Raw genomic sequence first — 22,415 nt, forward strand, 5'->3', positions numbered from 1 at the left:
TGGTCTTGGCTCGCCGCCAAGATTCCAGTGTTGTGCGCTGCTCGTTCGTCATCTTCAGCGTTTTGGCTTTTTCCCACATGCTCCGGAGAATAACACCATGGAGCGTTATTGTCAATATATTGCTGGGACACTACACTAGTAGAGGCCGGGGATCAGGCGGGCGGTGCGGCGAGCGTAGGCGCGGTAGTCCTCGCCGAAGTGCTGTTCGAGCAGGCGCTCCTCGATGGTGATGCGGTGGGCAATCGTCGGCCACATGCCGAGCACCATCACCACCGCCGCCCAGATGCTCTGGAACGCCAGGGGGATGCCGAGGCAGACGATGAGCATGCCCAGGTAGGCGGGGTGGCGTATCACCCGGTACACCCCCGTGCGCACCAGCGGCTGGCCCTCCCTGATCTCCGCGCGCAGCGACCACCACCGCCCCAGCGTCCGACCGGCGGCGATGCGTAGAGACAGCCCGCCTATCACCAGCACCAGCCCCGTCACCGCCAGCGCGAACTGGTTGGCCCCCGCGACGAAGAACCAGCGGCGCTCCAGCCCACGCGCGGCGTACTCGATGAGCGCTACCACGACCTCACCGTAGTAGGCCAGGCGCAGCGCCAGCAGGGAACCGCCGTTGCCGTCCTTGCGCTTTTCGACCATCGTCTGTCTGCGGCCGCCGGCCTCGCGCATCAGCGATGCTGCTCGCCCCCGACCGTGCTCTTGCTCGGCGAGGTGGGCAGGCCGGTCGCCGACGCGGAGACCTCCATCCCCGCCAGGATCTCGGCGGCGATGGTTGCGTCCTCGCGTGCCTCCTCCGGGCTGAGCAGGCCGACCGCCACCGTGTCGGTGGGCTTGATCGAGTGATAGACGAAGTCGAGCCCCTCGAACGGCATGAGCCGGCCCGCCGCCAGCGGCTTGATGCACACCACCGGCTTGGGCGTGTCGCGGATGATCTTCGCCACCCAGTTGGTCTCGACATTGGACAGAAAGCCGATGACGTTGAGCGGCAGGATGTAGCACTCGATGTCATAGCCCGCGGCGTCGCAGGCGCGCAGCGCATCCGGGCGGTGGGTGCTGACCCCCGGCGTCATCCCCAGGCTGCGCACCAGGCCGAGCAGCTTTTCCATGCCCTCGATGGTGTTGTCGGCGGTGCGCAGGTGCGTATCCGTGTAGCTGGCGTGGATGAGACAGATCGGCGCGCCCCACTGCGCAAGCTGGCGCACCTCGCGCTTCTGCCGCTCGAGGTCCACGTGGCCGTAGGTGGTGGAGATCCACACCATTTCGCGCCCGGTCTCGGCGTCATGCCGCCGCAGGGCCTGCTGCAGGCGCTCGTCGGCCGGCCCCACCAGGCCGTTGACGCTCATCTCGCTCGCGGCCGCCAGCACCTCGACCATGCGCCCGACGTCGAAATGGCGCCGCAGCCAGTGGTCGCGCGCCGCCGAAAAGTGCGAGAAGCCCAGGAAGCTGTTGCTGCCGCACACCAGGCGGCTTAGGGTCCGTCCGCCGATGCTCGTCGTCGGTATGGTCACACCCACCTCCCACCACGTTCCGGGCGCGCCGAGGTGACTCGCCCCGCGCCGCCGACCCTCAGCCGCCCGGCTCGTCTTGCGGCGGCAGGTGAACGCCGCGCGAGCGCGGGCGCAGGATCTCCAGCTCGTACAGGCGCTTGCGCATGGCGGTCAGGCTCACCGCGAAGCGCTCCGCCAGCACCTCGGCCAGCGCCTCCCGGTTGGTGGCGAAGCGCCGCGCCGCCGCCATCATCGCCTCCGCGGGCATCAGCGCGGCGGTGGCGAACTTATTCGCCAGCCGCTCCAGCCCGACCTGGGACAAGGCGGTGGGGAAAGCCCGCCGTGCCGCCAGCAGCACGAACGCCTCGCGCCACGCAGCGAATGACTGGGCGGGGAGCGATTCGTAAGCGGACACGGTGATGACGTAGCCGTCGCCGCGGCGCTCCCAGCGCGCGCGCTGCGGCGGCGACACCACGCCCCGCTCGACCCCGATCCCCACTCGCGGCAGCAGCAGGCGCGGATCGCGCGGCGGCGCGCCGGCCTTGACCAACTCGGCGAAGCGCCCTGCCACCGCCTCGATGTTGTCGCGCCGCACGTAGGCGAAGCGGTGCAGCAATCGGTCGAGCTTCCGCTCCACTTGTTCGCGCGCCTCAGGTTGCATTCTAGTTCCGGGGACAGTCGACTTAATTTCCGGAACGGGACTATCAATTAAGTCGACTGTCCCCGCAATGGCTGGCGGCGCGATCGTCAGGCGGCGGGCTCGCGGGGGGGCGCGCCCAGCGCGGCGGCGATGGCGATCCCGAAAAACGCGCCGAAAATAAACGCCACCGCGACATTGACCAGCAACTTGGGGCGGTAGTGGCGTTCCGGGGGCACCGCCGCATCCAACACCTCGAACACCGGCTGCTCTTGCAGCGCCTTGAGCTTGGCTGCCTCCAGCTGGGACTCGAGGGTGGTAGCCACCGCCTCCCGCGCGCGCACCTCGCGGTCAAGGCGCGAGTATTGCAGCAGCCGCTGCGGCAGCGCCGCCGCCTGCGACTCCATCCGACGCACCAGTTCCCCCAACCCCCGCGCTCGCGCCTCCTGGGCCATCGCCTCCGTCTCCAGGCTCACCACCTGCTCCAGGGCGGCGGCGTACACCGGGCTGCGGGTGCGGGTTTCCGAGGTGACGGCCTTGCGCGCCTCCTGCGCCAGGCGTGTGCGCGTCTCCTCGACCTCGGTCTGCAAACGCTTGACGTCGGGATGCTCGCTGGTCAAGTTGTGGCGCGCGGCCGCCAGCTTGACCTCCAGGGCCACCAGGTTGGCGCGCAGATCGGCGATGTCGGGGTTATCGGCGGTGGTCTCGCTGCTCAGCTCCCAGGGCACGCGATAAACCGATCGCTCGCTTGCCTTGTCACCTTCCTCCACCGCCAGCCGACCCAGCTGCGCCACCGCGTTGTCGCGGCGCCGTCGCAGGGCCTCCGACTCCACCTCCGCGCGCGCCTGCTCAGTGCGCGCATCGGCGAGCTGCTGTAAGATGGGCGGCGCCTCCTCCGGCACCAGCACCGCGTCCGCGCGCTGCTGGTAGGCCTTGAGCTCCGTCTCGGCGCGCGTCAACTCGGCTGCCGCCTGCGCGCCCCGCGCCGCCAGGAACTCCCGCTCCTGGCGGGCGCGCGCGACGCTGCTGTCGCGGTAGCGGCGCTCGACCACGCGGTCATAGGCGTTGGCCAGATCCGCGGACAGCTCGGCGTCGGTGGTGTCCACGCGGATCACGAGCAGGCCCTCGGGGGTGATGTTAACCCAGGTGGCGTCGCGCAGCTGGTTCGCCGCCTCCTGCAAGCTATCGGCCCGGAAGCGGCGCTGGAGGCGGAAGCCGCGGCAGATCTCGGCTTGCACCGAGTAGCTTTCCGCGATCGCCTTGCACAGGCCTGCTGCGGCGGAGCCTCCTGCCACGCCCCCGAGCGCTGACAGCAGCACCGGGTTCTGCCCTGCCGCTCCGAGCGCGGCGCCGAGAGCCGTCTCGCGTGATTGCGGGAAGAAGACGCTGGTCTGCGCGCGGTAAACCTTGGGCTGGAGACGGGTGACGATGCCCGCTGCCGCGACGCAGGCCACGATGATGACTGCGACCAGCCGCCGGCGATGCCACATCGCGCGCGCGAGCTCGGACAATGAGAAATCCGGTTCCACCTCAGAAGACCTTGCCGCCGACCAGAAACGTGACCAGCACCTGCGCGATGCCGGTCCAGTCCTGCACGGTGGCGAGGCGGCGCTCGGGGACGAAGATGAGGTCCCCGGGCTGGAGTGGGGGCGCCGCCCGCTGCGCCCGCCCGGCCGTCAGCTCGGTGAGGTCAACGGGAATGACCGTCGGCGCGGGAGCGCCCGGGCGCACGATCGCCACCTTGTGCGGGGCGGCGCGGGTCGTCATCCCCCCGGCGGCGCCGATGTAGTCAAGCAGCGCGCGGTTGTCATCGTAGGGCCGGGCGCCCGGCTCCGTCACCTCACCCAGGACGTACACCTGGGACCGGCGGCTGCCCAAGCGCACGACGTCGCTCGCTTCCAGCAGCAGGTCCTCGCCCCCGCCCGGATGCAACAGCGCCGCGCGCAAGACGACCTCGACCGTGCGACTGCCGCGCTCGATGACCGCACGCTCTTGGTCGGCGTCCAAGGTCAGCCCACCGGCGGTCGCGATGAGGGTGGTGACGCGATCCCCGGGCAGCAGTTCGTACACCCCCGGCTCCTGCGCCGGGCCCACGACGCTCGCCCACTGCTCGCGCGCCGGAACGTAGATGACGTCGTCGGGCCGCAGCATCATGTCGAGTTCGCTCCGGCCTCGCTTGAGGATCGCGTAGAGGTCAAACGGGCCCAACGCCTGTCCCCCGCGCACCAGCGTCACCCGCCGCCACGAGGCCTGCGGCGCCAATCCGCCGGCCTTCGCGATCGCCTGCGACAGCAAGGGCCGATCGCCGGGCAGGCTCTGCTCCCCGGGTTGCCCCACCTCGCCCAGCACCGACACCTTCACCTGCTTGGGCGCTACCACCAGCACCACCGCTTGCACCGGGCCCACGTAGTAGTTGCCCAGCCCCTCGGCGATCTCTCTCTCCAGCTCGGCGGGCGTCTTGCCGGCGGCGACAAAAGCGCCGGCAGGCGCGATGGCGATGCGCCCGTCAACCGACACCACCATGCGCAACGACAGCGTGGTCTGCGCGGCGCGCACTTCGACCGCGATGTCGTCGCCGGCACCGAGGGTGTAGGCGAAACCAAGGGACGGGATCAGCGCCAGCACCGCCGCCGCCAGTGGGATTCTCACGCAGCTCACTCGACCTGGCCTCCCGGTCACCGAGAGTATATGGGAACCCTCATTCGCTGTCAAGGCGCGACCGGATGACATAGTCGTCACCCTAACCGAACCGCATGCGGGCTAGCGACTTGCCTCAGGGACAACCTCATATCGTTGGCCGCGCACGGTCGGCCAGCGCAGGTGCCCACGGTCATCCCGGGCGGTAGCCACGGGCTGACCGTCACGGGTTACGCGCAGGTCGCGGCCGCCGCCTAGCACGCACGGGCGCCCCGCGAGGCTGGTGATCGAGGCGGATTCGAGCCTCCCGTCCGCCCACGCGATGTCCACCTCGAAGCCGCCGCGAGCGCGCAGTCCGCTGACCGTCCCTTGCGGCCAGGCCGAGGGCAGCGCCGGCAGCAGGCGCATCACTTCCCCGTGGCTTTGCAGCAGCATCTCGGCGATCACCGCCGCCCCGCCGAAGTTACCCTCGATCTGAAAGATCTCCGGCGGATGCAGGTCGAGCAGGTTGCGCAGGGACTGATCGGCGATGAGGCGCACCAGGTGCTGATGGGCAAGGTCGCCCTCGCCGAAGCGCGCCCACAATGCCGCCACCCACGCCCGGCTCCAGCCGGTGTGACCGCCGCCCGCGGCCAGGCGGCGCTCCAGCGATACGCGCGCGGCTCGCCACAGCTCGGCGGTATCCGGCGTGATCTGGTCGCCGGGGAACACGGCATAGAGATGCGACAGGTGGCGGTGGCCGGGCTCGACCTCCTCGTAGTCCTCCAGCCACTCCTGCAACTGGTCGTGGCGGCCCACCTGCAGCGGCGGCAGGTCCTCGAGTATCCTCCGCCAGCGCTCGCGCTCCGGCCCGTCGCCGCCCAGCGCCTCGGCGGCGGCGATGGCGTGGGTCAAGACCTCGTGGATCAATTCGAGATCCATCGTCGCCGCCACGCACAGGCTGATCGGGGTCGAGCCGCCGACGAACCGGTTCTCTGGCGACTGCGACGGCACCGTCACCAGCCGCCCTTGCGGGTCGCGCACCAGGTAGTCCGCGTAGAAAGCCGCGACCTGCTTGATGAACGGGTAGGCGTGGTCGCGCAGGAAATCGGCGTCTTGCGTGTACTCGTAATGCCACCACAGGTGCTGGGCAAGCCAGGCGGCGGCGCCGGTCCACACATCCCAGCACGGCGCCTCCGGGGTCGCGCGATCCCAGACATCGGTCTGAATCGGCAGCACGATGCCGCGACAGCCGTAGAGGTCTTGCGCCGCCTTGCGCCCCTGGGGCAGGGCGCGCTCGAGGTAGGCGAACAGGGGCTGGGCGCATTCCGCGAGGTTGGCGACCTCCGCCGGCCAGTAGTTCATCTCGATGTTGACGTCGTGGTGGAAATCCGCGTCCCAGGGCGGCCGCAGCTCCTCGTTCCAGATGCCCTGCAGGTTGGCGGGCTGGTCGCAGGAGCGGGAGCTCGCCATCAGCAGGTAACGGCCCAACTGGAAGTAGAGCGCGAACAGGTCCGCATCCGCGCCGCCCGCGCGCAGCGCCTGTACGCGCTCGTCGGTGGGCAGGTCCGGGCTCGCCTGGGAGGGATCGCCCAGCGCCAACTGCACACGGTCGAAAAGCACGCGGTGCTCGGCCAGGTGCGCCTCCCGCAGCGCGTCGAAGTCGTCCGGGAGCGCCGCCAGGCGGGTCACGCACGCCTCGCGGGTGGGGTCGCCGTCGAGCGAGACCTCCACCGCCGCCAGCACCAACAGTTCGTCCGCCGCCACGACGTGTAGAAGTGCGCGGCCGTCCGTCGCCGACGTGATCGCGCCGCCGCGCGCGACCACGCGCAGGCCGGCGGTGAACTCGATGCCCTCCTCGAAGCGCCCCACGAAGCCGCAGATGTCATCCTGCGCCCACGGCGCAAGCCCGCACTCGGGATCCTCCACGCGGTCGAGCGCGATCGCGGCGGTGATGCCTGCCGGTCGGTCGCAGGTCACCCGCAGGATAACCGCCTGGTGTGGCGCCGAGACGAAGCAGGTTTGCCGCCAGCACCGCCCCTGGCAGGCGTAGGTGACGTGCGCCAGGCCCTCGGCGAGGTCGAGGGTGCGGACGTAATCGGAGGCGGTCGCGAGCTCGTGCCCCGGCGACTCCATGGTAAGGTCGCCCACGGGCTGATAGGGCTGCACGCGGCGGTCGTGGCCGCTGAGGTGGCGGACGGCGAGCTCGGCGGCCTCCATCAACTTGCCGGCGAAGAACAGCCGGCGGATCTCCGGCAGGTGCTGGTGCTTCGCCTCGGTAGTGCGGTCGCGGGTCTTGCCGCGCCACAGCTTCTCGTGATTGAGGGCCAGGCGCGCGGTCGGCAGTCCCCCCAGCACCATGGCGCCCAGGCGCCCGTTGCCCAGCGGGAAACCATCCATCCAGCGCCCCGCCGGCTGCTGCAAGCGAATGACCGTATGCAAGGGAACCCTCCATCGGAATGGGTGCCGGGCGCCGATGCCGCTCCGGCTGGGCGTCGTTACTTCGGTGCGCCCCGGGCCTCCACCTCTCCGGGGCCGCCCGGCATTGCAGGACCGGCGCCGCGGGCCGGCTATGACCTTTCCTAGGGGGATGGCTGGGTGACCCAACAGGAAATGTGGCCCAGCCGCCCTCGGCTGGGAGTGGGCGCAGCATGCTGCGCCCCTACAAGTCTGCCGGCGATCCCCACTCTCCGAGGTCATACCCCGCGCGCCGGCCCAGGTTGCCAGGCCGCGTCGGTATCGCTAGAATGTATTCATGTGGCGCAGGCGCCTGATCGCGGCGGGGATCGTCCTTCTCCTCGGCGGCGGGGGATATGCGGCGTGGCGGCTTACCCATCCGCCGCTGTCCGACCGCGAGCAGATCAACCGGCTGCTGGAGAGCATCAAGCGTGGGGTCGAGACCAAGCGCCCGCGCATGATCGTCAGCGCCATCTCCGACGACTACCGCGACGATTCCGGTCTCACCAAGCGCGACCTCCACCGCCTGAGCCTGGAGTTGCTGCGCACCCGGGGAACGCCCCAGGTCATCATCGAGGAGATGAAAGTGGTCATCCGCGGCGGCCGCGCCGACGTGCGCCTGGCAGGCGAGGCCGCGATCTACGAGCGCGGCCGCAAGACCGACCACTACTCCGCTACCGTTAACCTCCACCTGCGCAAGCGCCACGGGCGGTGGCTCATAACCAGCACCAGCGGTTGGCAGGGCAAAGTGGCGGGGGAGTTCGAGTAGCAGGGGCGAGCCCGAACCGCGATGGGACTGCCCGCGGATATGCGCGGCCAAGCCAGGCGCCGCGATCTTATTGAGTCTCGCCCATTACGTTGACAACGCCGATGGGGAAATGGCCATGGTGGGGCGGGCGTCTCGCCCGCCGGCATTCTCGCCCCGGCATGTCGGGGCGCCACCGGATGATTGCATCGTCAACCTACTTGGCGAAAGTCAATAGGGGCACAGCATGCTGTGCACAGCCTTTATGCCATTCCCGGTGGGCAAGGAGGGTCGTGTGGCCGACCAGGCGACGGTTAATCAATGGCTGGCGGAGTTCCTCGCCCGTCTGCGCCAGGCCTTCGGCCAGCGCCTGCTGTTCGTGGGCCACCACGGAAGTTGGGCGCGGGGCGAGGCGACGCCGGACAGCGACATTGACACCATGGTCATCCTCGATCATATCGAGGCGGAGGATCTGGCCGCGTACCGGGACGTGATTAGCAACATGGCCGATGGGGGGCGGATGGCGAGCGGCCTTTTCAACTCGGTGGCGGAGATGCAAGCGCGTCCGCGGTCGGAGGCGCCGGTGCAGTACTTCTATGGCTGCAAGGTGCTACACGGCAGCATGGCTGGCATAGTCGGGAAACCAACCAACGCTGACCTCATGCAGGATATCCGCGCGAAAGCCTCCTACAACCTGCTCGCCACGCGGCATTACTTGCTCTTCCCCCACGATTTGAGGCAGAAGGTGCACAGCCTGTGCTATCCGTTCAAGGAGTCCTTCTACGCCCTCCAGGAGTGGATACTCGTGCAGAGCAGCCAGTTCTTCGCGCGGAAGACTGACCTGTTGCAGGTCCTGAACGACGAAGATGACCGGGCCGTAGTTGCTGTGGCGCGCGACTGGCGCGAGAGCGAGGCTGACCGCACGGCAAGGCCCCTCTGCTACTTCGAGCTCCTCGAGCGCTGGAGCCGGAGCATGGTGGCGCGGGTCTCCGAACACGCCTCTCCCTCGCACGGAGAGGCTCCGACTTGTCGGGGATGAGGGTGCACCCAACCGCCTCTGACCCTCACCCATCCTCTCCCCGCAAGGGAGAGGGGTTGGTCGCTGCACCCAACCGCGTGCCCGTACCCCCACATCGCGGCACAGGAACCTTGCCCCTGGCCCGGAAGTCCAAGAGCCGGTTATCGTCTGCCGAAAACGACAACGTGAGGGAGGGAGAACCATGCGTACATTATGGATGGTCGGAGTATGTGTCATGGCGCTGGCGCTGGGCGGGGCGGCGTCGGCGGAGATGGTGCAGGGGCAGGTGACGACCATCGGGCACCCGATGATGTCGGTCAGCGGCACCGGCACGGTGGAGATCGCGCCCGACACCGCGCGCGTCACCGCCAGCATCATCACCGAGGGGGAGACGGTGGAGCAGGCGCGCGAGCGCAACGCCCAGATCGCGCAGCGAGCGATGGCGGCGGTCAAGGCGCTCAAGCTCCCCAACGCCACCACCAAGACCCTCGACTATACGATGGAGCGGGTCACCCGCGACGCCCGCGTGTCGCTCAAGGTGGACCCCGCGAAATGGGACATCCCGTGGAAGGTGTCGGGGATGGAGATCCGGGACTCCAACTTCGACGTCTCGGTGCCGGTGACGCTGGGGTATCGCGCCGCCAACAGCCTGACGGTGCGGCTGCAGGGCACGCGGGAGGAGCTGTCGGCGGGAACTGGCAAGGTCATTGACGCGCTGATGGCGGCGGGCACCAACCAGATCACCAGCGTCGCCTACTCCCTGGAGAAGGACGACCGCTCCGCCATGCGCGAGGCGCTGACCAGGGCAATGAAGGACGCGCAGGCGACGGCGGAGGCGGTGGCCGCCGCCGCGGGGCGCAAGATCGTCGGGGTGCGCAGCATCAATCCCGGCTACGCCCGCCCGTACATGGAATTGCGGCAGGTGCAGGCCACTTACGCCGGCCGCTCGGCCGAGGCCGCGGCGACCCCCACCTCCGTCACCGCGGGCATGCTCGAGGTGACGGCGACGGTCAGCGTCAGCTACGAGCTGGACTACAACGCGGGCGACACCAAGTTCCTGCCCGCGCCATAGGGCGCAGCGGGGCCGCGTCGCAGAGACCGACGCCTCAGAGGACGCGGATGGCGAGGAAGGTCACTCTTCCGCCCATCCGCGTTGATCGGCGGCTAATTCTTTGCCCTCGCGCGCAGGGCGGCGCCGAGGGCGCCCACGAGTTGCGGGCCTTCGGGCACGCGAATGTCCACGCCCAGGCGCTCGCCGAGCAGTCGCACGATGCACGGATTGAGGGCCACGCCGCCCGCGAATACGACCTCGGGCCGCGCGCCGACGCGTCCCACCATGATCGCCAGGCGGTCGGCGATGGCGTGATGAATGCCCAGCGCGATCTTGCGCGGGTGCTCATTCCGCGCGAGCAGCGAGATCACTTCGGTTTCGGCGAAGACGGTGCAGACGCTGCTGATGGCGACGGGGTGATCGGTGGCTAGGCCTTCGGCCGCCACGGCGGTCGCTGGCAGCGACCTAGCCGCCTCCAGCGCCGCGTCGCCGAAGGACTCGACGGAGAAGCCAAGCGCGCGCGCCATGATCTCGAGGAAGCGCCCGGTGCCGGCGGCGCAGCGGTCGTTCATCTCGAAGTCGCGAAAGCCTCCGCGCTCCTCGAGGGCGATGGCCTTGCTGTCCTGGCCGCCGACGTCAATGACGGTGCGGCACGCGGGGAAGAGATGCCGCGCGCCGAGGGCGTAAGCGGTGATCTCGGTGACGGCTTCGTGGGCGAAATCGGCGGCGGCGAGGTGGCGCCCGTAGCCGGTGGCGATGATGCGAGCGGGGTCATAGGGTTCGAGCAGCTTGCGCGCGCGCGCGGTCATGTCGGGCCCGGTGTCGGTAATCGCCGACCCGACTACCTGCCCGCGCTCCAGCACCACCACCTTGATCGTGCGCGAGCCCAGGTCCACGCCGGCGACCCCTCGGCTGCGCTCGGGGCAAGCCTGTTCCACTGCCTACCCTATCTCCACCGCGCGCTCGCCGCGGACGATCTCGCCCAGGTGGTAGCATGGCTCGCCGGCGCGCGCCAGGCGCTCGCAGACCTCCTCGGCCCGCGCGCCCTCCACCACGAGGACGAGGCCGATGCCCATGTTGAAGGTGTGGAACATCTCCTCGTCGGAGACCCGCGCGCGGTCGCGGATGAGGTCGAAGATGGGCGGCACGATCCACGCGCCGCGGCGGATGACGGCGCGGCAGCCCGCGGGCAGGACGCGCCGCAGGTTGTCGGGGATGCCGCCGCCGGTGATGTGGGCGACGCCGCGCACCGTGTCGTCGGCCAGCAGCGGCAGCACCGCCGGCGCATAGCTGCGGTGGACGCGCAGCAGCTCGTCGGCGACGGTGCCGCCCAGGGATTCGACGGTATCGTCGGGCTTGTATCCCGCGATCTCGAACAGCGCCTTGCGCGCCAGCGAGTAGCCGTTGGTGTGCAGGCCATTGGAGGCCAGGCCGAGCAGTACATCGCCCGGGGCGACCTTCTCGCCGGTGATGATGCGCCCGCGCTCGACCGCGCCCACGATGAAGCCCGCGAGGTCGTATTCGCCCGCGGCATAGAACCCGGGCAGCTCCGCCGTCTCGCCGCCGATGAGGGCGCACCCGGCGTTCTCGCAGCCGCGCGCCAGGCCGGTGATGATGGCCTCGAACACATCGCCGTCGAGCTTGCCGACCCCCAGGTAATCCAGGAAGAACAGCGGCCGCGCCCCCTGGCACAGGATGTCGTTGACGCAGTGGTTGACCAGGTCCTCGCCCACCGTGTCGTGGCGGTTGGTCATGAAGGCGACCTTGAGCTTGGTGCCGACGCTGTCACAACTCGACACGAGCACGGGATCTTCAAGGTCGGGCGGCACCGCAAACAGCGCGCCGAAGGTGCCGATGTCGGCCAGCACCTGGGGGGTGAACGTGCGGCGCAGGTGGGGCTTGGCGCGGTCGAGGGCGCGTTCGGCGGCCTCGATATCCACCCCCGCGTCACGATAGGTCATGGGTTGGCCGGGCGGCTTCGCTTTCTTCATCCAGGTTGCTCCAGGGCCGTCTTCTGCGCCAGCAGTTCGTCGGAGACCTCGATCGGGTACTCGCCCTCGAGGCAGGCCATGCACAGCGATTCACGGGGCAAGCCGACCGCGCGCACGAGGCCGTCGGCGCTGAGGTAGCCGAGGCTGTCGGCGCCGATTTCCCGGCGGATGTCGTCGAGGCAGGAGGCGCGGGCGGCGATGAGGGTGCCGCGGGCGCTGGTGTCCACCCCGTAGAAGCACGGGTAGCGGTAGGGCGGGGCGGTGATGCGCACGTGCACCTCGGCGGCGCCGGCGTCGCGCAGCAGGCCCACGGTCTGGGCCTTGGTGGTGCCGCGGATGATGGTATCGTCAATAACCACCAGGCGCTTGCCCTCCACCTCCTGGTGGAGGGAGGCGTACTTGAGTCGTGCGCCTTGCTCGCGCATGCGCTGGTCGGGCTGGATGAAGGTGCGGCCGATGTAGCGGTTGCGGATTAGCCCCTGCCCCAAGGGTATGCCCGCGGCCTCGGCATAGCCGATGGCGGCGGGCCACCCGGTCTCGGGCACCGGAATCGCCAGGTCCGCCGCCGCCGGATGCTCGGCCGCCAGCGCGTGGCCCATACGCCGGCGCGCCTGGTGCAGCAGGACGCCGGCGATGACGCTGTCGGGCCGCGCGAAGTAGATGAACTCGAACACGCACAATGCCGGGCGCTGCGGCTCCAGCAGTTGCACCGAGCGCAGGCCGTCGCGACCCACGATGACCAGCTCTCCGCGCTCGACCTCGCGCACGAGGCGCGCGCCCAGCACCGGCAACGCGCAGCTCTCGGAGGCGATGACGCAGCGCCCCGCGTCCAGTTCGCCGATGCACAGCGGGCGCACCCCCCACGGGTCGCGCAGCGCCAGCAAGCGCCCCTCGCGGTCGCCCGGCCCGAGCCCATCGGTCAGCATGGTCAGGGAATACGAGCCCTGGCAGGCGGAGGCGGCGGCGCGAATGGCGTCCTGGAAAGTGGGCGCGGTGTCGGCCTCAAGCGCGATGAGCTTGGCGATGATCTCGCTGTCGGTGGTGGATTCGAGGTGAATGCCGGCGGCGTTCAGCCGCTGGCGCAGCTCCGGGGCGTTGACCAGGCTGCCGTTGTGGCCCAGCGCCAGGTTGGCGCCGAACCCCGGCACCGGCGTCAGCAGCGGCTGCGCGTTGGCAGGGTGGCTGCCGCCCATGGTCGAGTAGCGGTTGTGGCCGATGGCCGCATCGCCCCCGAGCAGGGCCAAGGTGTCCTCGTCGAACACCTGCATGACCAGACCCATGCCGCGGTGGAGCTTGAGCTTGCCGCCACCGGTGACCGCAATCCCCGCGCTCTCCTCACCGCGGTGCTGGAGCTGGATGAGGCCGAAGTATGCCATGCGCGCGACGTCTTCGCCGGGCGAGAAGACGCCGAAGACCCCGCAGGATTCGCGGGGGGCCTCATGTCGGGACGCAGAGCAGGGCCTGTGCATGCTGGACATATCGGGCAGGAGGCCAGCTCCTGCCCTACGCCTTTCCGTCCATGTCAATCTGCGTCATCTGCGAAATCTGCGGATCATCTCCGCTACCCCATCAACCCCGGGATCGCGCCCTCGTAGGCCGGTTCCATCTCGGCCACCGGCAAGTCAATGATACCCGCGCCGGAAGCTGATTCAATGCGCAGGCTGTCGCCGCCGACCTTGCCAATGAGCGCCCACGGCGCGCCCTGGGACTCGGCGATGCGGGTTACCGCCTCCACCTCCTGCGGGCGCACCGCCAGGACGATGCGCGATTGGCTCTCGCCGAAGAGCGCGGCGTCGAGGCGAATGTCTGCCGGGCCCGCAGGGAGCCTGATTTCCGCGCCGAGGTTGCCGCGGATGCACATTTCCGCCAGCGCCACCGCCAGCCCGCCGTCCGCGCAATCGTGGGCCGAGCGCACCAGCCCCGCGCGGATCGCCGCCAGGCACGCCGCCTGCACCGCCTGCTCGCGCCCCAGGTCGAGCGCCGGGGGATGACCCGCCTCCAGCCCGTGGGCGAGGGCCAGGTACTCGCTGCCGCCCAGCTCGTCGCGGCTCTCACCGAGCAGGATAATCTCGTCGCCCGCCTCCTTGAAATCAATCGTCGCGCGGCGCTCAAGGTCTTCGATCACCCCCACCAGGCCGATCACCGGCGTGGGGTAGATCGCGTCGGCCTGACTCTCGTTGTAGAAGCTGACATTGCCGCTCACCACCGGCAGACGGAAGGCGCGACAGGCCGCCACCAGCCCCTCTACCGCGCGGCGGAACTGCCAGAAGCGGTCGGGCTTCTCGGGGTTGCCGAAGTTGAGGCCGTCGGTGATGCCCGCCGGCTCGGCGCCGGTGCAGACGACGTTGCGCGCGGCCTCGGCGACCGCGATCTGCGCGCCGACGTAGGGATCGAGATAGCAGTAGCGGCTGTTGCAGTCGGTGGTCACCGCGATCCCGTGGGGCGTGCCCTTGATGCGCAGCACCGCCGCGTCACCGCCGGGCAAGACGACGGTGTTAACCTGCACCATGTGGTCGTACTGCTCCCACACCCAGCGCTTGCTGGCGAGGTTGGGGCTCGCCAGCAGGTCGAGCAAGACGCGACCGTAGTCCCGGGGCAGCCGCAGCGCCGACAGGTCGCGGGCCTGTACCTCGCGCAGGTGCGGCGGCTCCTCGACCGGCATGTCATAGGTAGGCGGGCTGGCGAGCTCTTGCGCGTCCATCTCGGCCACGACCTTGCCGTTGTCGCGGACGCGCAGGATGCCGTCGTCGGTGACGCGGCCGATGACGACCGCGTTGAGGTCCCACTTGTGGAAAATGGCGGCGACGCGATCTTCCCCGCCGGCCTTAACCGCGAGGAGCATCCGCTCCTGGGACTCCGACATCATCAGCTCGTAGGGTTCCATGCCCGCCTCGCGCCGCGGCACCAGCGCGAGATCCACATCCATGCCCGTGCCGGCGGCGGCGGCCATCTCGCAGGTGGTGCAGGTCAGCCCTGCCGCGCCCATGTCCTTCATGCCGACGATGGCGCCGGTATCCAGCGCCTCCAGGCAGGCCTCGATCAGGCACTTCTCGGTAAAGGGATCGCCGATCTGCACCGTCGGGCGCTTCTCCTCGTCCGCGCCGAACTCGTGGCTGGCCAGCACGCTGCAGCCGCCGATGCCGTCGCGCCCGGTGGAGGAGCCGACGTACATGACCGCGTTGCCGGGGCCGTCGGCGCGGCCGAGGACGATGCGGTCGGTGGGGACGACGCCGACGCACATGACATTGACCAGGCAGTTGCCGCGGTAGCAGCGGTTGAAATAGACCTCGCCGCCGACGGTGGGGACGCCGACGCAGTTGCCGTAGAACTGGATGCCGTCCACCACGCCCGTGAAAAGGAACCGGGCCAGGCTGGTCTCCAGCTCGCCGAAGCGCAGCGAGTTGAGGCAGGCGATGGGGCGCGCGCCCATGGTGAAGATGTCGCGGATGATCCCCCCCACGCCGGTGGCCGCGCCCTGCTTGGGCTCGACCTGGGAGGGGTGGTTGTGGCTTTCGAGCTTGAACAGGACGGTGATGCCGGGGGCGATCTCGACCCCCCCCGCGTCGCCCGCGACCTGGGGTGCGAACTTGCCCTCGCGCGGCAGCAGTCCCAGCAGCGGCCGCGAGCGCGGGTAGCCGCAGTGCTCCGACCACTCGACCGAGAACATCGCCAGCTCCGTCGGCGTCGGCTCCCGCCCCAGCAACTGCTCGATTCGCTGGTATTCCTCGTCCTTGAGGCCCAACTCGCGATAGACAGCGGGTTCGATCATGTCCATTATCCGCAGGAGGCGCCATCCACAGATCACACAGATGGGGACAAGATCAGCCGCCGACGAACGCCGATAGACGCCGATGACAGCCACCGTAGGGGCACAGCATGCTGTGCCCGAGACGTAGGGGCGCAGTTCACTGCGCCCAATCTGGATGGGCGTGATGTCCCTAGGTCAGAGACCGGGATGGCGGCCTTGAGGCCTAGCCAAATCACACCCCTACATCTTCGCAGTCTGTGTAATCTATGTAATCTGTGGATTATCCCTCCCCTGATTCACAATGCCTGCAATATGCTCTCGAATATCACCCGCCCGTCGCTGGCGCCGAGGATCGCCTCGGCGCAGCGCTCGGGATGGGGCATCATCCCCAGAACATTGCGCCCCTCGTTGCAGATGCCGGCGATGTTGTCCATCGAGCCGTTGGGGTTCGCATCAACCGTCACGCGGCCATCGGGCCGGCAATAGCGAAACACGATCTGCCCGTTGTCACGCAGGCGGCGCAGGGTTCCGGTGTCCGCGTAGTAGTTGCCCTCGCCGTGGGCGATGGGGATACGCAGCACCTGCCCCTCGCGACCGGCGCCGGTGAACGGGGTCCGCGGCTGCTCCAGGCGCAGGTGGAGGTGTTTGCAGATGAACTTCTGGTTCTGGTTGCGCCGCATCGCCCCCGGCAGCAGCTGCGCCTCGAGCAGGATTTGGAACCCGTTGCAGATGCCGATGACCAGGCCGCCCGCGCGCGCGAACTCCGCCACCGCGCCCATCACCGGCGACAAGCGGGCGATGGCACCGGTGCGCAGGTAGTCGCCATAGGTGAACCCGCCCGGCAGGATGACGCAGTCCAGCCCCGACAGGTCGGTGTCGCGGTGCCAGACATAGCGCGCCTGCGCGCCCATGGCGTGGGCGACGGCATGGTAGCAGTCGTGGTCACAATTAGATCCGGGAAAGACCACCACCCCGAAGGTCTTCATCACTGGATTCCTATGCTAACCGCAGATTGCGCAGATTGGAGAATGCTTCATCCCGTCTGCGGATGTTTCTCTATGTATCCTCTGCGGTCTCCGCGGTTCAAATGCTCCCTCACCCCCCGGCGGAGAAGACCTCCACCCGGTACTCCTCGATGATGGGGTTGGCCAGCAGCTGCCGGCACATGTCCTCCACCTGGCGGCGGGCGGCGTCGGCGTCGGGGGCTTCGAGCGTGACTTCCACATGCTTGCCCATGCGCACGCCCTCCACCGTCTCAAACCCCAGGTTGTGCAGCGCCCGTTCAACCGTCGCTCCCTGGGCGTCGAGCACGGTCGGCTTGAGCGTTATCGTTACCTGCGCACGATACATTCGTATTCCTCATTCACCGCGGAGAGATCACGAGAAAACGTCCACAGATTTCACAGATTCCGCAGATTAGAATGAATGGTCGTTCTGAAATCTGTGTAATCTGTGAAATCGGTGGATGCTTGCCTCTGCGTCCTCTGTGTTCTCTGTGGTTGGTCTCCCGCCCTCAAATCCCGAAGCGCGCGAATACCTGCTCCAGGTGCCGCAGGTGGCGGCGGTGGTCGAAGCAGGCCTCCAATTCCTCGGCGGACAGCGCGCCGGTAATCTCCGCGTCGGCGAACACCAGCTCCTTGAAGTTCGCTCCTTCGTCCCAGGCGCGGCGCGCGTGCCCCTGCACCAACTGATACGCCTGGTCCCGGTCATAACCTTTCCGCGTCAGCTCCAGCATCACCTGTTGCGAGCACACCATGCCCCCCAGCAGGTCGAGGTTCGCGGCCATGCGTTCCCCGTTCACTTGCAGCCCGGCCACCAGGTCGGCGAACTTGCGCAGCATGTAATCGAGCAGGATATTGGCGTCGGGCAGGGTGATGCGCTCCACCGAGCTGTTCGACAGGTCGCGCTCGTGCCAGGTGGCGATGTTCTCCAGCGCGGGGACGGTGTAAGACCGCATCAGCCGCGCCATCCCGGTCAGGCGCTCGGCGACGATGGGGTTGCGCTTATGGGGCATGGCCGACGACCCCCGCTGCCCGGCGCCGAAGGCCTCCTCGACCTCCAGCACCTCGGTGCGGGCGAGGTGGCGAATCTCGGTGGCGAACTGCTCGATGGAGCCCGCGATCACCGCCAGCGCGCACAGATACGCGGCGTGGCGGTCGCGCTGCACGATCTGGGTCGAGGCGCGCGCCGCCTGCAGGCCGAGCTTGGCGCAGACGTGTTGCTCCACCTGCGGGCTGATATTGGCATAGGTGCCGACCGCGCCCGAGATCTTGCCCACGGCGACCTCGCCGCGCGCCTGCTCGAGGCGGCGCCGCGCGCGCTCGATGGCCCCCAGCCACACCGCGAGCTTGAAGCCGAAGGTGATGGGCTCGGCGTGCACGGCGTGGGTGCGCCCCATCATGATCGTCCACTTGTGCTCGCGCGCGCGTTCCAGCACCGCTTCATGCACGCGCTCGAGGTCGGCCAGCAGCAGGTCCGCCGACTGCTTGAGCATGATCCCTAGCGCGGTATCCTCGACGTCATACGACGTCAGCCCCACGTGAAGGTACTTCCCCTCGTCGCCCAGGCTCTCGCGCACGGAATGCACGAATGCCAGCAAGTCGTGGCGCAGGGGCTTGACGCCTGGCGGCGGCTCGCGGCCGGGGGTCTCGCCCTCGAGCTCGATGATGCGATCAACATCGAAGCGGGCGTGTTGGCGCATCCGGGCTGCGGCTTCCGCCGGGATCTCGCCCAACTGCGCCAGCGCCTCGGCGACCAGCAGCTCGACCTCCAGCCATGCCTGGAAGCGGTTCTCCGGCTCCCAGATGGCCCGCATTTCGGGGTATGAGTATCGTTCGATCAAGGCAGTGCTCCTATCAGGCGAGCGTGTAACACCCTCAATCCGTCCCCCCCCGTCGAATTGGATGAAGAGGTGTCATTTCGACGGAGCGAAGCGACCGAGAAATCCCCTACCGGGTGGATCTGGAGGCAGGGGATTCCTCGCTGGCGCTCGGAATGACAGCGACCCGGGCGTCGCGCCGGTCAGGACGCATAGATCACCTCGGCCGTGCGCAGGATCTCCCCCCGCCGAAAGGGATCCTTGAGGCCGCCCTCCGCGACCAGGTCCACCTTGCGCCCGAAGATCACCTGCAGCTCCTCGATCATGTCCACCCAATCATAGAGGCTCAGTCCGTGGTCCGGGGCGAACTCCACCAGTACGTCCACGTCGCTATCAGGGGCGAAGTCGTCGCGCAGCGCGGAGCCGAAAACGGCGAGCTCTTTCACCCGCCATTTGCGACAGAATCCCGCGATGCGTTCTCGATCCAAGTCAACCGCTAGCGGCATCTTCGTCGCCTCACCTCACGCCTTTTGCATTATCCGCCGCGACGCCTCCGCCAGATCTTCCGCCATCTGGCGCTTGAGCGCGTCGAGGCGGGCGCGCAGGCGGGAGTCCTCGAGCGCGAGGATCTGCGCCGCCAGCAGCGCCGCGTTGCGCGCGCCGTTGGTGGCTACCGTCGCCACCGGTACCCCCCGCGGCATTTGCACCGTCGCCAGCAGGGCGTCCATCCCACCCAGGTGCCCCGCCACCAGGGGCACGCCGATCACCGGCAGTGTGGTGTGCGCCGCGACCGCGCCCGCCAGGTGCGCCGCCATGCCCGCCCCGGCGATGATGACCTTCAGTCCGGCGTCGCTCGCCCCGGCGGCGAAGCGGGCTACGACCTCCGGCGAGCGATGCGCCGACATGACGTGGGCCTCGCGCTCGATCCCCAGCTCGTCGAGGGTGCGCAGGGCGTCCTGCATGACCTCCAGGTCGGATTCACTGCCCATGATCACGGCCACCACTGCGGGCATGGAAGGCTCCTCTCACATGAAAACAAGAACGACATACTTGAACCACTAAGACATTGAGTAAACGAAAGCCCTGGATCGGAGATCCGAGATGCCCCCTTCGTGTCTTTGTGCCTTGGTGGTAAGCAATCCCCGATCACCCGAACAGCGCGCTGACCGACTCTCCCGTATGGATGCGCTTGATCGCCTCCGCGAACAGGGACGCCACCGACAGCACCGTCACCTTATCGTCGCGCTTCTCGGGCGGGACGTGCAGGGTGTTGGTGACGACCACCTCGCGGACATCCATGTCGCGGATGCGCTCGGGCGCCGGCCCCGACAGCACGCCGTGGGTGGCGGCGGCGTAGATGTCGCCGACGTCGAAGCGGCGAATGGCCTTGACCGTCTCCGCCAGCGACCCCGCGGCCGCGATCTCGTCGTCGAAGATGATGACGTGCTTGCCCCGCACCTCTCCCACCACGCTGCGCACCTCCACGTCGAGGTCGCTGACGCGGCGTTTGTCCACGAAGGCGAGGGGGAGGTTGAGGCGCTGCGCGTAGGCGCCGGCGCGCTTGGCGCTGCCGGCGTCGGCGGCCAGCGCCACGAAATCCGAGAGCTCGAGCTTGGCGGCGAAGTGGTCGCACAGGATGGGGGTGGCGGCGAGATGGTCGCAGGGGACGCTGAAGAACCCCTGCACCTGCGCCGAGTGCAGGGTCATGGTCAGCACGCGGTTGGCGCCCGCGCGCACGATGACATCGGCCAGCAGGCGCGCGGCGATGGAGATGCGCGGCATGTCCTTCTTGTCGGAGCGGGCGTAGGAGTAGTAGGGAATGACGGCGGTGATGCGCGCGGCCGACGCGGAGCGCAAGGTGTCCAGCAAGAGCAGCAGCTCGACGATGCTGGTCGGCGTCTGCACCGGCTGCACGACGAAGACGTCGCGCTCGCGCACGTTGTCGCCGATCTGCACGAAAAGGTTATCATTGCTGAAGGTGGAGATGGTGGCGTCACCCAGCGGCACGCCCAGGTGCGCGCAGATCTCCCCCGCGAGCTGGGGATTGGAGGTGCCCGAGAATACCTTCAGACGATCGTTCACGGTTACCCGCCCGCCGCCGCCAGCGCCTTGCGACCGATGTCGCGGCGATAGTGGGCGCCCTCGAAGTGAATGGCCGCCACCCCCTGGTACGCGGTCTCGATCGCCGCCGGCAGCGTATCCCCCCGGCCGGTCACCCCCAGCACCCGCCCGCCGTCGGTCCGCCACTGGTCGCCCTCGCGCCGCGTGGCGGCGTGGAATACCGTCACGCCGGGAATAGCTTCGGCATGATCCAGATCGGTGATCCCCCGGCCCTTTTCGTAGATGCCGGGGTAGCCGCCTGACGCCATCACCACGCACACCGCCGCCCGCGACGACCATTCGCACGCCACCCGGTCGAGGTGCCCCTCCACCGCGGCTTCCAGCACCTCGACCAGGTCCGCCTCCATCCGCGGCAGCACCACCTGCGTCTCCGGGTCGCCGAAGCGGCAGTTGAACTCCAGCGCCTGCAGGCCGCACTCGGTCATCATCAACCCGCCGTAGAGCACACCCGAATAGGGGCAGCCCTCCGCCGCCATGGCGCGCAGGGTCGGCCGCATGATCCGCTCCAGCGCCTCCTGGAAGAGGGCGTCGTCCATCGCCGGCACCGGCGAGTAGCAGCCCATACCGCCGGTGTTGGGCCCCTGGTCGTCATCGAAGATGGGTTTATGATCCTGGGCGGCGGCCATGGGCACGAGATGTTCCCCGTCGGCGAAGGCCATGACCGAGACCTCCTGGCCGCTCAGGCATTGCTCGATGATGACGCGCTCCCCGGCGTCGCCGAAGGCGCGCTCGACCATCATCGCGTGCAGGGCCGCGCCGGCGTCATCCGACGTCCGCGCCACCGTCACGCCCTTACCCGCCGCCAGGCCGTCGGCCTTGACGACGACGGGCGGCTCCAGGGTGCGCAGGTGGTCGCGGGCGCGCTGGTAGTTATCGAACACGACGAAGGAGGCCGTGGGGACGCCGTGGCGCGCCATCAGTGTCTTGGCGAAGACTTTGCTGCCCTCGAGCGCCGCAGCCCCTTTGCTGGGGCCGAAGATGCGCAGGCCGCGGCGGCGAAACTCGTCGGCGATCCCCGCGACCAGCGGCGCCTCGGGACCGACCACCGTCAGATCCACCGACTCCCGCTGCGCGAAATCGGCCAGGGCTGAGACCTCCGTCGCGGCAATGGGCACGCATTCCGCTTGTTGCGCGATGCCCGCGTTGCCCGGCGCGCAGTAGATTCTCTTCACCCGCGGGCTCTGCGCGATCTTCCACACCAGGGCGTGCTCGCGCCCGCCGGAGCCGACCACCAGGACCTTCAATCACGGCCTCCGTTCGCCCGAGATGCCTCCCGCGCCGTGCGTCGGGAGGGTGAGGCGGCACCGCGACCGCGCCGCTACCCCTCGCCGCCGGGAGTGGAATCCGCGGGCGGCCCGGCGGCGTCCGCGGTCTTGCCTTGCTCTGCGTTGCGCCGCTGGAGCTGCTCCAGGTAGGCCCACATCTCCGCCTCCAGCCCCTTGCGGCGTTCCCGGATGAGGCGCATCTGCGCCAGCGTCTGCGCCACCGCGAGGCAGCACGCGCCGACGAAGAGGAGCCCGGTGATCACCCACAACAGCAGCTTGACCCGGCCGAGTTCGGGTGCGGACACCAGCATGTTGGCGGCGAGGCTCATGAACGACAGCCCGAGCAGGCCGAGGTAGATGCGCTCGCGGAAGGCCTTGAAGAAGCCGATCACAAAGCACAGGCCGAGAAGCCCGGTGACCGCGGCGGCCGCGGTGCGAAAGTAGTCCACGGTGGTCGC

The 22,415-nt window shown here is 68.8% G+C and carries 21 protein-coding genes; 3 read left to right on the forward strand and 18 right to left on the reverse strand.

Annotated elements, in window-relative coordinates:
* Positions 1-135: 135 nt before the first annotated feature.
* The 6 genes from VM221_00850 to VM221_00875 form a co-directional block, all read right to left on the reverse strand.
* On the reverse strand, positions 136-642 hold the full coding sequence (locus tag VM221_00850) for an isoprenylcysteine carboxylmethyltransferase family protein (GenBank protein ID HUT73366.1): 507 nt from the start codon (positions 640-642) through the stop codon (positions 136-138).
* A gap of 29 nt (positions 643-671) precedes the next feature.
* Positions 672-1,511: a hypothetical protein gene (locus VM221_00855; GenBank protein ID HUT73367.1), complete on the reverse strand. Its 840-nt coding sequence runs from the start codon at positions 1,509-1,511 to the stop codon at positions 672-674.
* Between the two features lie 58 nt (positions 1,512-1,569).
* Positions 1,570-2,151, reverse strand: coding sequence for an ImmA/IrrE family metallo-endopeptidase (locus tag VM221_00860; protein HUT73368.1), 582 nt, complete (start codon positions 2,149-2,151; stop codon positions 1,570-1,572).
* Between the two features lie 86 nt (positions 2,152-2,237).
* Complete coding sequence (locus tag VM221_00865; protein ID HUT73369.1) at positions 2,238-3,638, reverse strand: GNVR domain-containing protein; 1,401 nt, start codon at positions 3,636-3,638, stop codon at positions 2,238-2,240.
* Positions 3,639-3,657: 19 nt separating this feature from the next.
* Positions 3,658-4,785, reverse strand: coding sequence for an SLBB domain-containing protein (locus tag VM221_00870; GenBank protein HUT73370.1), 1,128 nt, complete (start codon positions 4,783-4,785; stop codon positions 3,658-3,660).
* Between the two features lie 102 nt (positions 4,786-4,887).
* Positions 4,888-7,185 carry a glycoside hydrolase N-terminal domain-containing protein gene (locus tag VM221_00875; GenBank protein HUT73371.1) on the reverse strand — a complete coding sequence of 766 codons (2,298 nt, stop codon included), beginning with the start codon at positions 7,183-7,185 and terminating at the stop codon, positions 4,888-4,890.
* A 313-nt stretch (positions 7,186-7,498) separates the two neighbouring features.
* Between VM221_00875 and VM221_00880 the strand changes: the two genes are divergently transcribed.
* The 3 genes from VM221_00880 (at position 7,499) to VM221_00890 (ending at position 10,035) form a co-directional block, all read left to right on the forward strand.
* On the forward strand, positions 7,499-7,969 hold the full coding sequence (locus VM221_00880) for a hypothetical protein (protein HUT73372.1): 471 nt from the start codon (positions 7,499-7,501) through the stop codon (positions 7,967-7,969).
* 271 nt (positions 7,970-8,240) lie between these two features.
* Positions 8,241-8,984, forward strand: coding sequence for a nucleotidyltransferase domain-containing protein (locus VM221_00885; GenBank protein ID HUT73373.1), 744 nt, complete (start codon positions 8,241-8,243; stop codon positions 8,982-8,984).
* A gap of 181 nt (positions 8,985-9,165) precedes the next feature.
* Positions 9,166-10,035, forward strand: a complete 870-nt coding sequence (locus VM221_00890; protein ID HUT73374.1) for an SIMPL domain-containing protein — start codon at positions 9,166-9,168, stop codon at positions 10,033-10,035.
* 92 nt (positions 10,036-10,127) lie between these two features.
* Here the strand turns inward: VM221_00890 and VM221_00895 are convergent, their stop codons facing one another.
* The 12 genes from VM221_00895 to VM221_00950 form a co-directional block, all read right to left on the reverse strand.
* Positions 10,128-10,952 (reverse strand): acyl-CoA dehydratase activase, encoded by an 825-nt coding sequence (locus VM221_00895; protein ID HUT73375.1) that lies wholly within the window; start codon positions 10,950-10,952, stop codon positions 10,128-10,130.
* 3 nt (positions 10,953-10,955) lie between these two features.
* Positions 10,956-12,005, reverse strand: coding sequence for a phosphoribosylformylglycinamidine cyclo-ligase (purM, locus tag VM221_00900; GenBank protein HUT73376.1), 1,050 nt, complete (start codon positions 12,003-12,005; stop codon positions 10,956-10,958).
* Positions 12,002-13,483 carry an amidophosphoribosyltransferase gene (purF, locus tag VM221_00905; protein HUT73377.1) on the reverse strand — a complete coding sequence of 494 codons (1,482 nt, stop codon included), beginning with the start codon at positions 13,481-13,483 and terminating at the stop codon, positions 12,002-12,004. Before purF ends, purM begins: the two co-directional genes overlap by 4 nt.
* Positions 13,484-13,566: 83 nt before the next feature.
* Positions 13,567-15,774, reverse strand: a complete 2,208-nt coding sequence (gene purL / locus VM221_00910; GenBank protein ID HUT73378.1) for a phosphoribosylformylglycinamidine synthase subunit PurL — start codon at positions 15,772-15,774, stop codon at positions 13,567-13,569.
* Between the two features lie 275 nt (positions 15,775-16,049).
* On the reverse strand, positions 16,050-16,739 hold the full coding sequence (gene purQ, locus VM221_00915; protein HUT73379.1) for a phosphoribosylformylglycinamidine synthase subunit PurQ: 690 nt from the start codon (positions 16,737-16,739) through the stop codon (positions 16,050-16,052).
* Between the two features lie 109 nt (positions 16,740-16,848).
* Entirely contained in the window at positions 16,849-17,103 is a 255-nt protein-coding gene (gene purS / locus VM221_00920; GenBank protein ID HUT73380.1) for a phosphoribosylformylglycinamidine synthase subunit PurS, read from the reverse strand.
* 163 nt (positions 17,104-17,266) lie between these two features.
* Positions 17,267-18,595: an adenylosuccinate lyase gene (gene purB, locus VM221_00925; GenBank protein HUT73381.1), complete on the reverse strand. Its 1,329-nt coding sequence runs from the start codon at positions 18,593-18,595 to the stop codon at positions 17,267-17,269.
* Between the two features lie 179 nt (positions 18,596-18,774).
* Entirely contained in the window at positions 18,775-19,077 is a 303-nt protein-coding gene (locus tag VM221_00930) for a nucleotidyltransferase family protein (GenBank protein HUT73382.1), read from the reverse strand.
* 15 nt (positions 19,078-19,092) lie between these two features.
* Entirely contained in the window at positions 19,093-19,584 is a 492-nt protein-coding gene (purE, locus tag VM221_00935; GenBank protein ID HUT73383.1) for a 5-(carboxyamino)imidazole ribonucleotide mutase, read from the reverse strand.
* Positions 19,585-19,717: 133 nt separating this feature from the next.
* Positions 19,718-20,653, reverse strand: coding sequence for a ribose-phosphate pyrophosphokinase (locus VM221_00940; GenBank protein HUT73384.1), 936 nt, complete (start codon positions 20,651-20,653; stop codon positions 19,718-19,720).
* A 2-nt stretch (positions 20,654-20,655) separates the two neighbouring features.
* A complete protein-coding gene (gene purD / locus VM221_00945) occupies positions 20,656-21,936 on the reverse strand; it encodes a phosphoribosylamine--glycine ligase (GenBank protein ID HUT73385.1) in 1,281 nt (426 codons plus the stop codon).
* A 74-nt stretch (positions 21,937-22,010) separates the two neighbouring features.
* Positions 22,011-22,406, reverse strand: coding sequence for a hypothetical protein (locus VM221_00950; GenBank protein HUT73386.1), 396 nt, complete (start codon positions 22,404-22,406; stop codon positions 22,011-22,013).
* Between the last annotated feature and the right edge of the window lie 9 nt (positions 22,407-22,415).

This window comes from Armatimonadota bacterium (assembly GCA_035527535.1).
In the GTDB taxonomy this organism is placed as follows: Bacteria; Armatimonadota; Hebobacteria.

What these genes read in the sequence shown, in the direction of transcription:
- VM221_00850 (HUT73366.1), bottom strand. Translation starts at nt 642, where the DNA reads ATGGTCGAAAAGCGCAAGGACGGCAACGGCGGTTCCCTGCTGGCGCTG.
- VM221_00860 (HUT73368.1), bottom strand. Translation starts at nt 2,151, where the DNA reads ATGCAACCTGAGGCGCGCGAACAAGTGGAGCGGAAGCTCGACCGATTG.
- VM221_00880 (HUT73372.1), top strand. Translation starts at nt 7,499, where the DNA reads ATGTGGCGCAGGCGCCTGATCGCGGCGGGGATCGTCCTTCTCCTCGGC.
- VM221_00890 (HUT73374.1), top strand. Translation starts at nt 9,166, where the DNA reads ATGCGTACATTATGGATGGTCGGAGTATGTGTCATGGCGCTGGCGCTG.
- purM (HUT73376.1), bottom strand. Translation starts at nt 12,005, where the DNA reads ATGAAGAAAGCGAAGCCGCCCGGCCAACCCATGACCTATCGTGACGCG.
- purF (HUT73377.1), bottom strand. Translation starts at nt 13,483, where the DNA reads ATGTCCAGCATGCACAGGCCCTGCTCTGCGTCCCGACATGAGGCCCCC.
- purL (HUT73378.1), bottom strand. Translation starts at nt 15,774, where the DNA reads ATGATCGAACCCGCTGTCTATCGCGAGTTGGGCCTCAAGGACGAGGAA.
- purQ (HUT73379.1), bottom strand. Translation starts at nt 16,739, where the DNA reads ATGAAGACCTTCGGGGTGGTGGTCTTTCCCGGATCTAATTGTGACCAC.
- purS (HUT73380.1), bottom strand. Translation starts at nt 17,103, where the DNA reads ATGTATCGTGCGCAGGTAACGATAACGCTCAAGCCGACCGTGCTCGAC.
- VM221_00930 (HUT73382.1), bottom strand. Translation starts at nt 19,077, where the DNA reads ATGCCGCTAGCGGTTGACTTGGATCGAGAACGCATCGCGGGATTCTGT.
- purE (HUT73383.1), bottom strand. Translation starts at nt 19,584, where the DNA reads ATGCCCGCAGTGGTGGCCGTGATCATGGGCAGTGAATCCGACCTGGAG.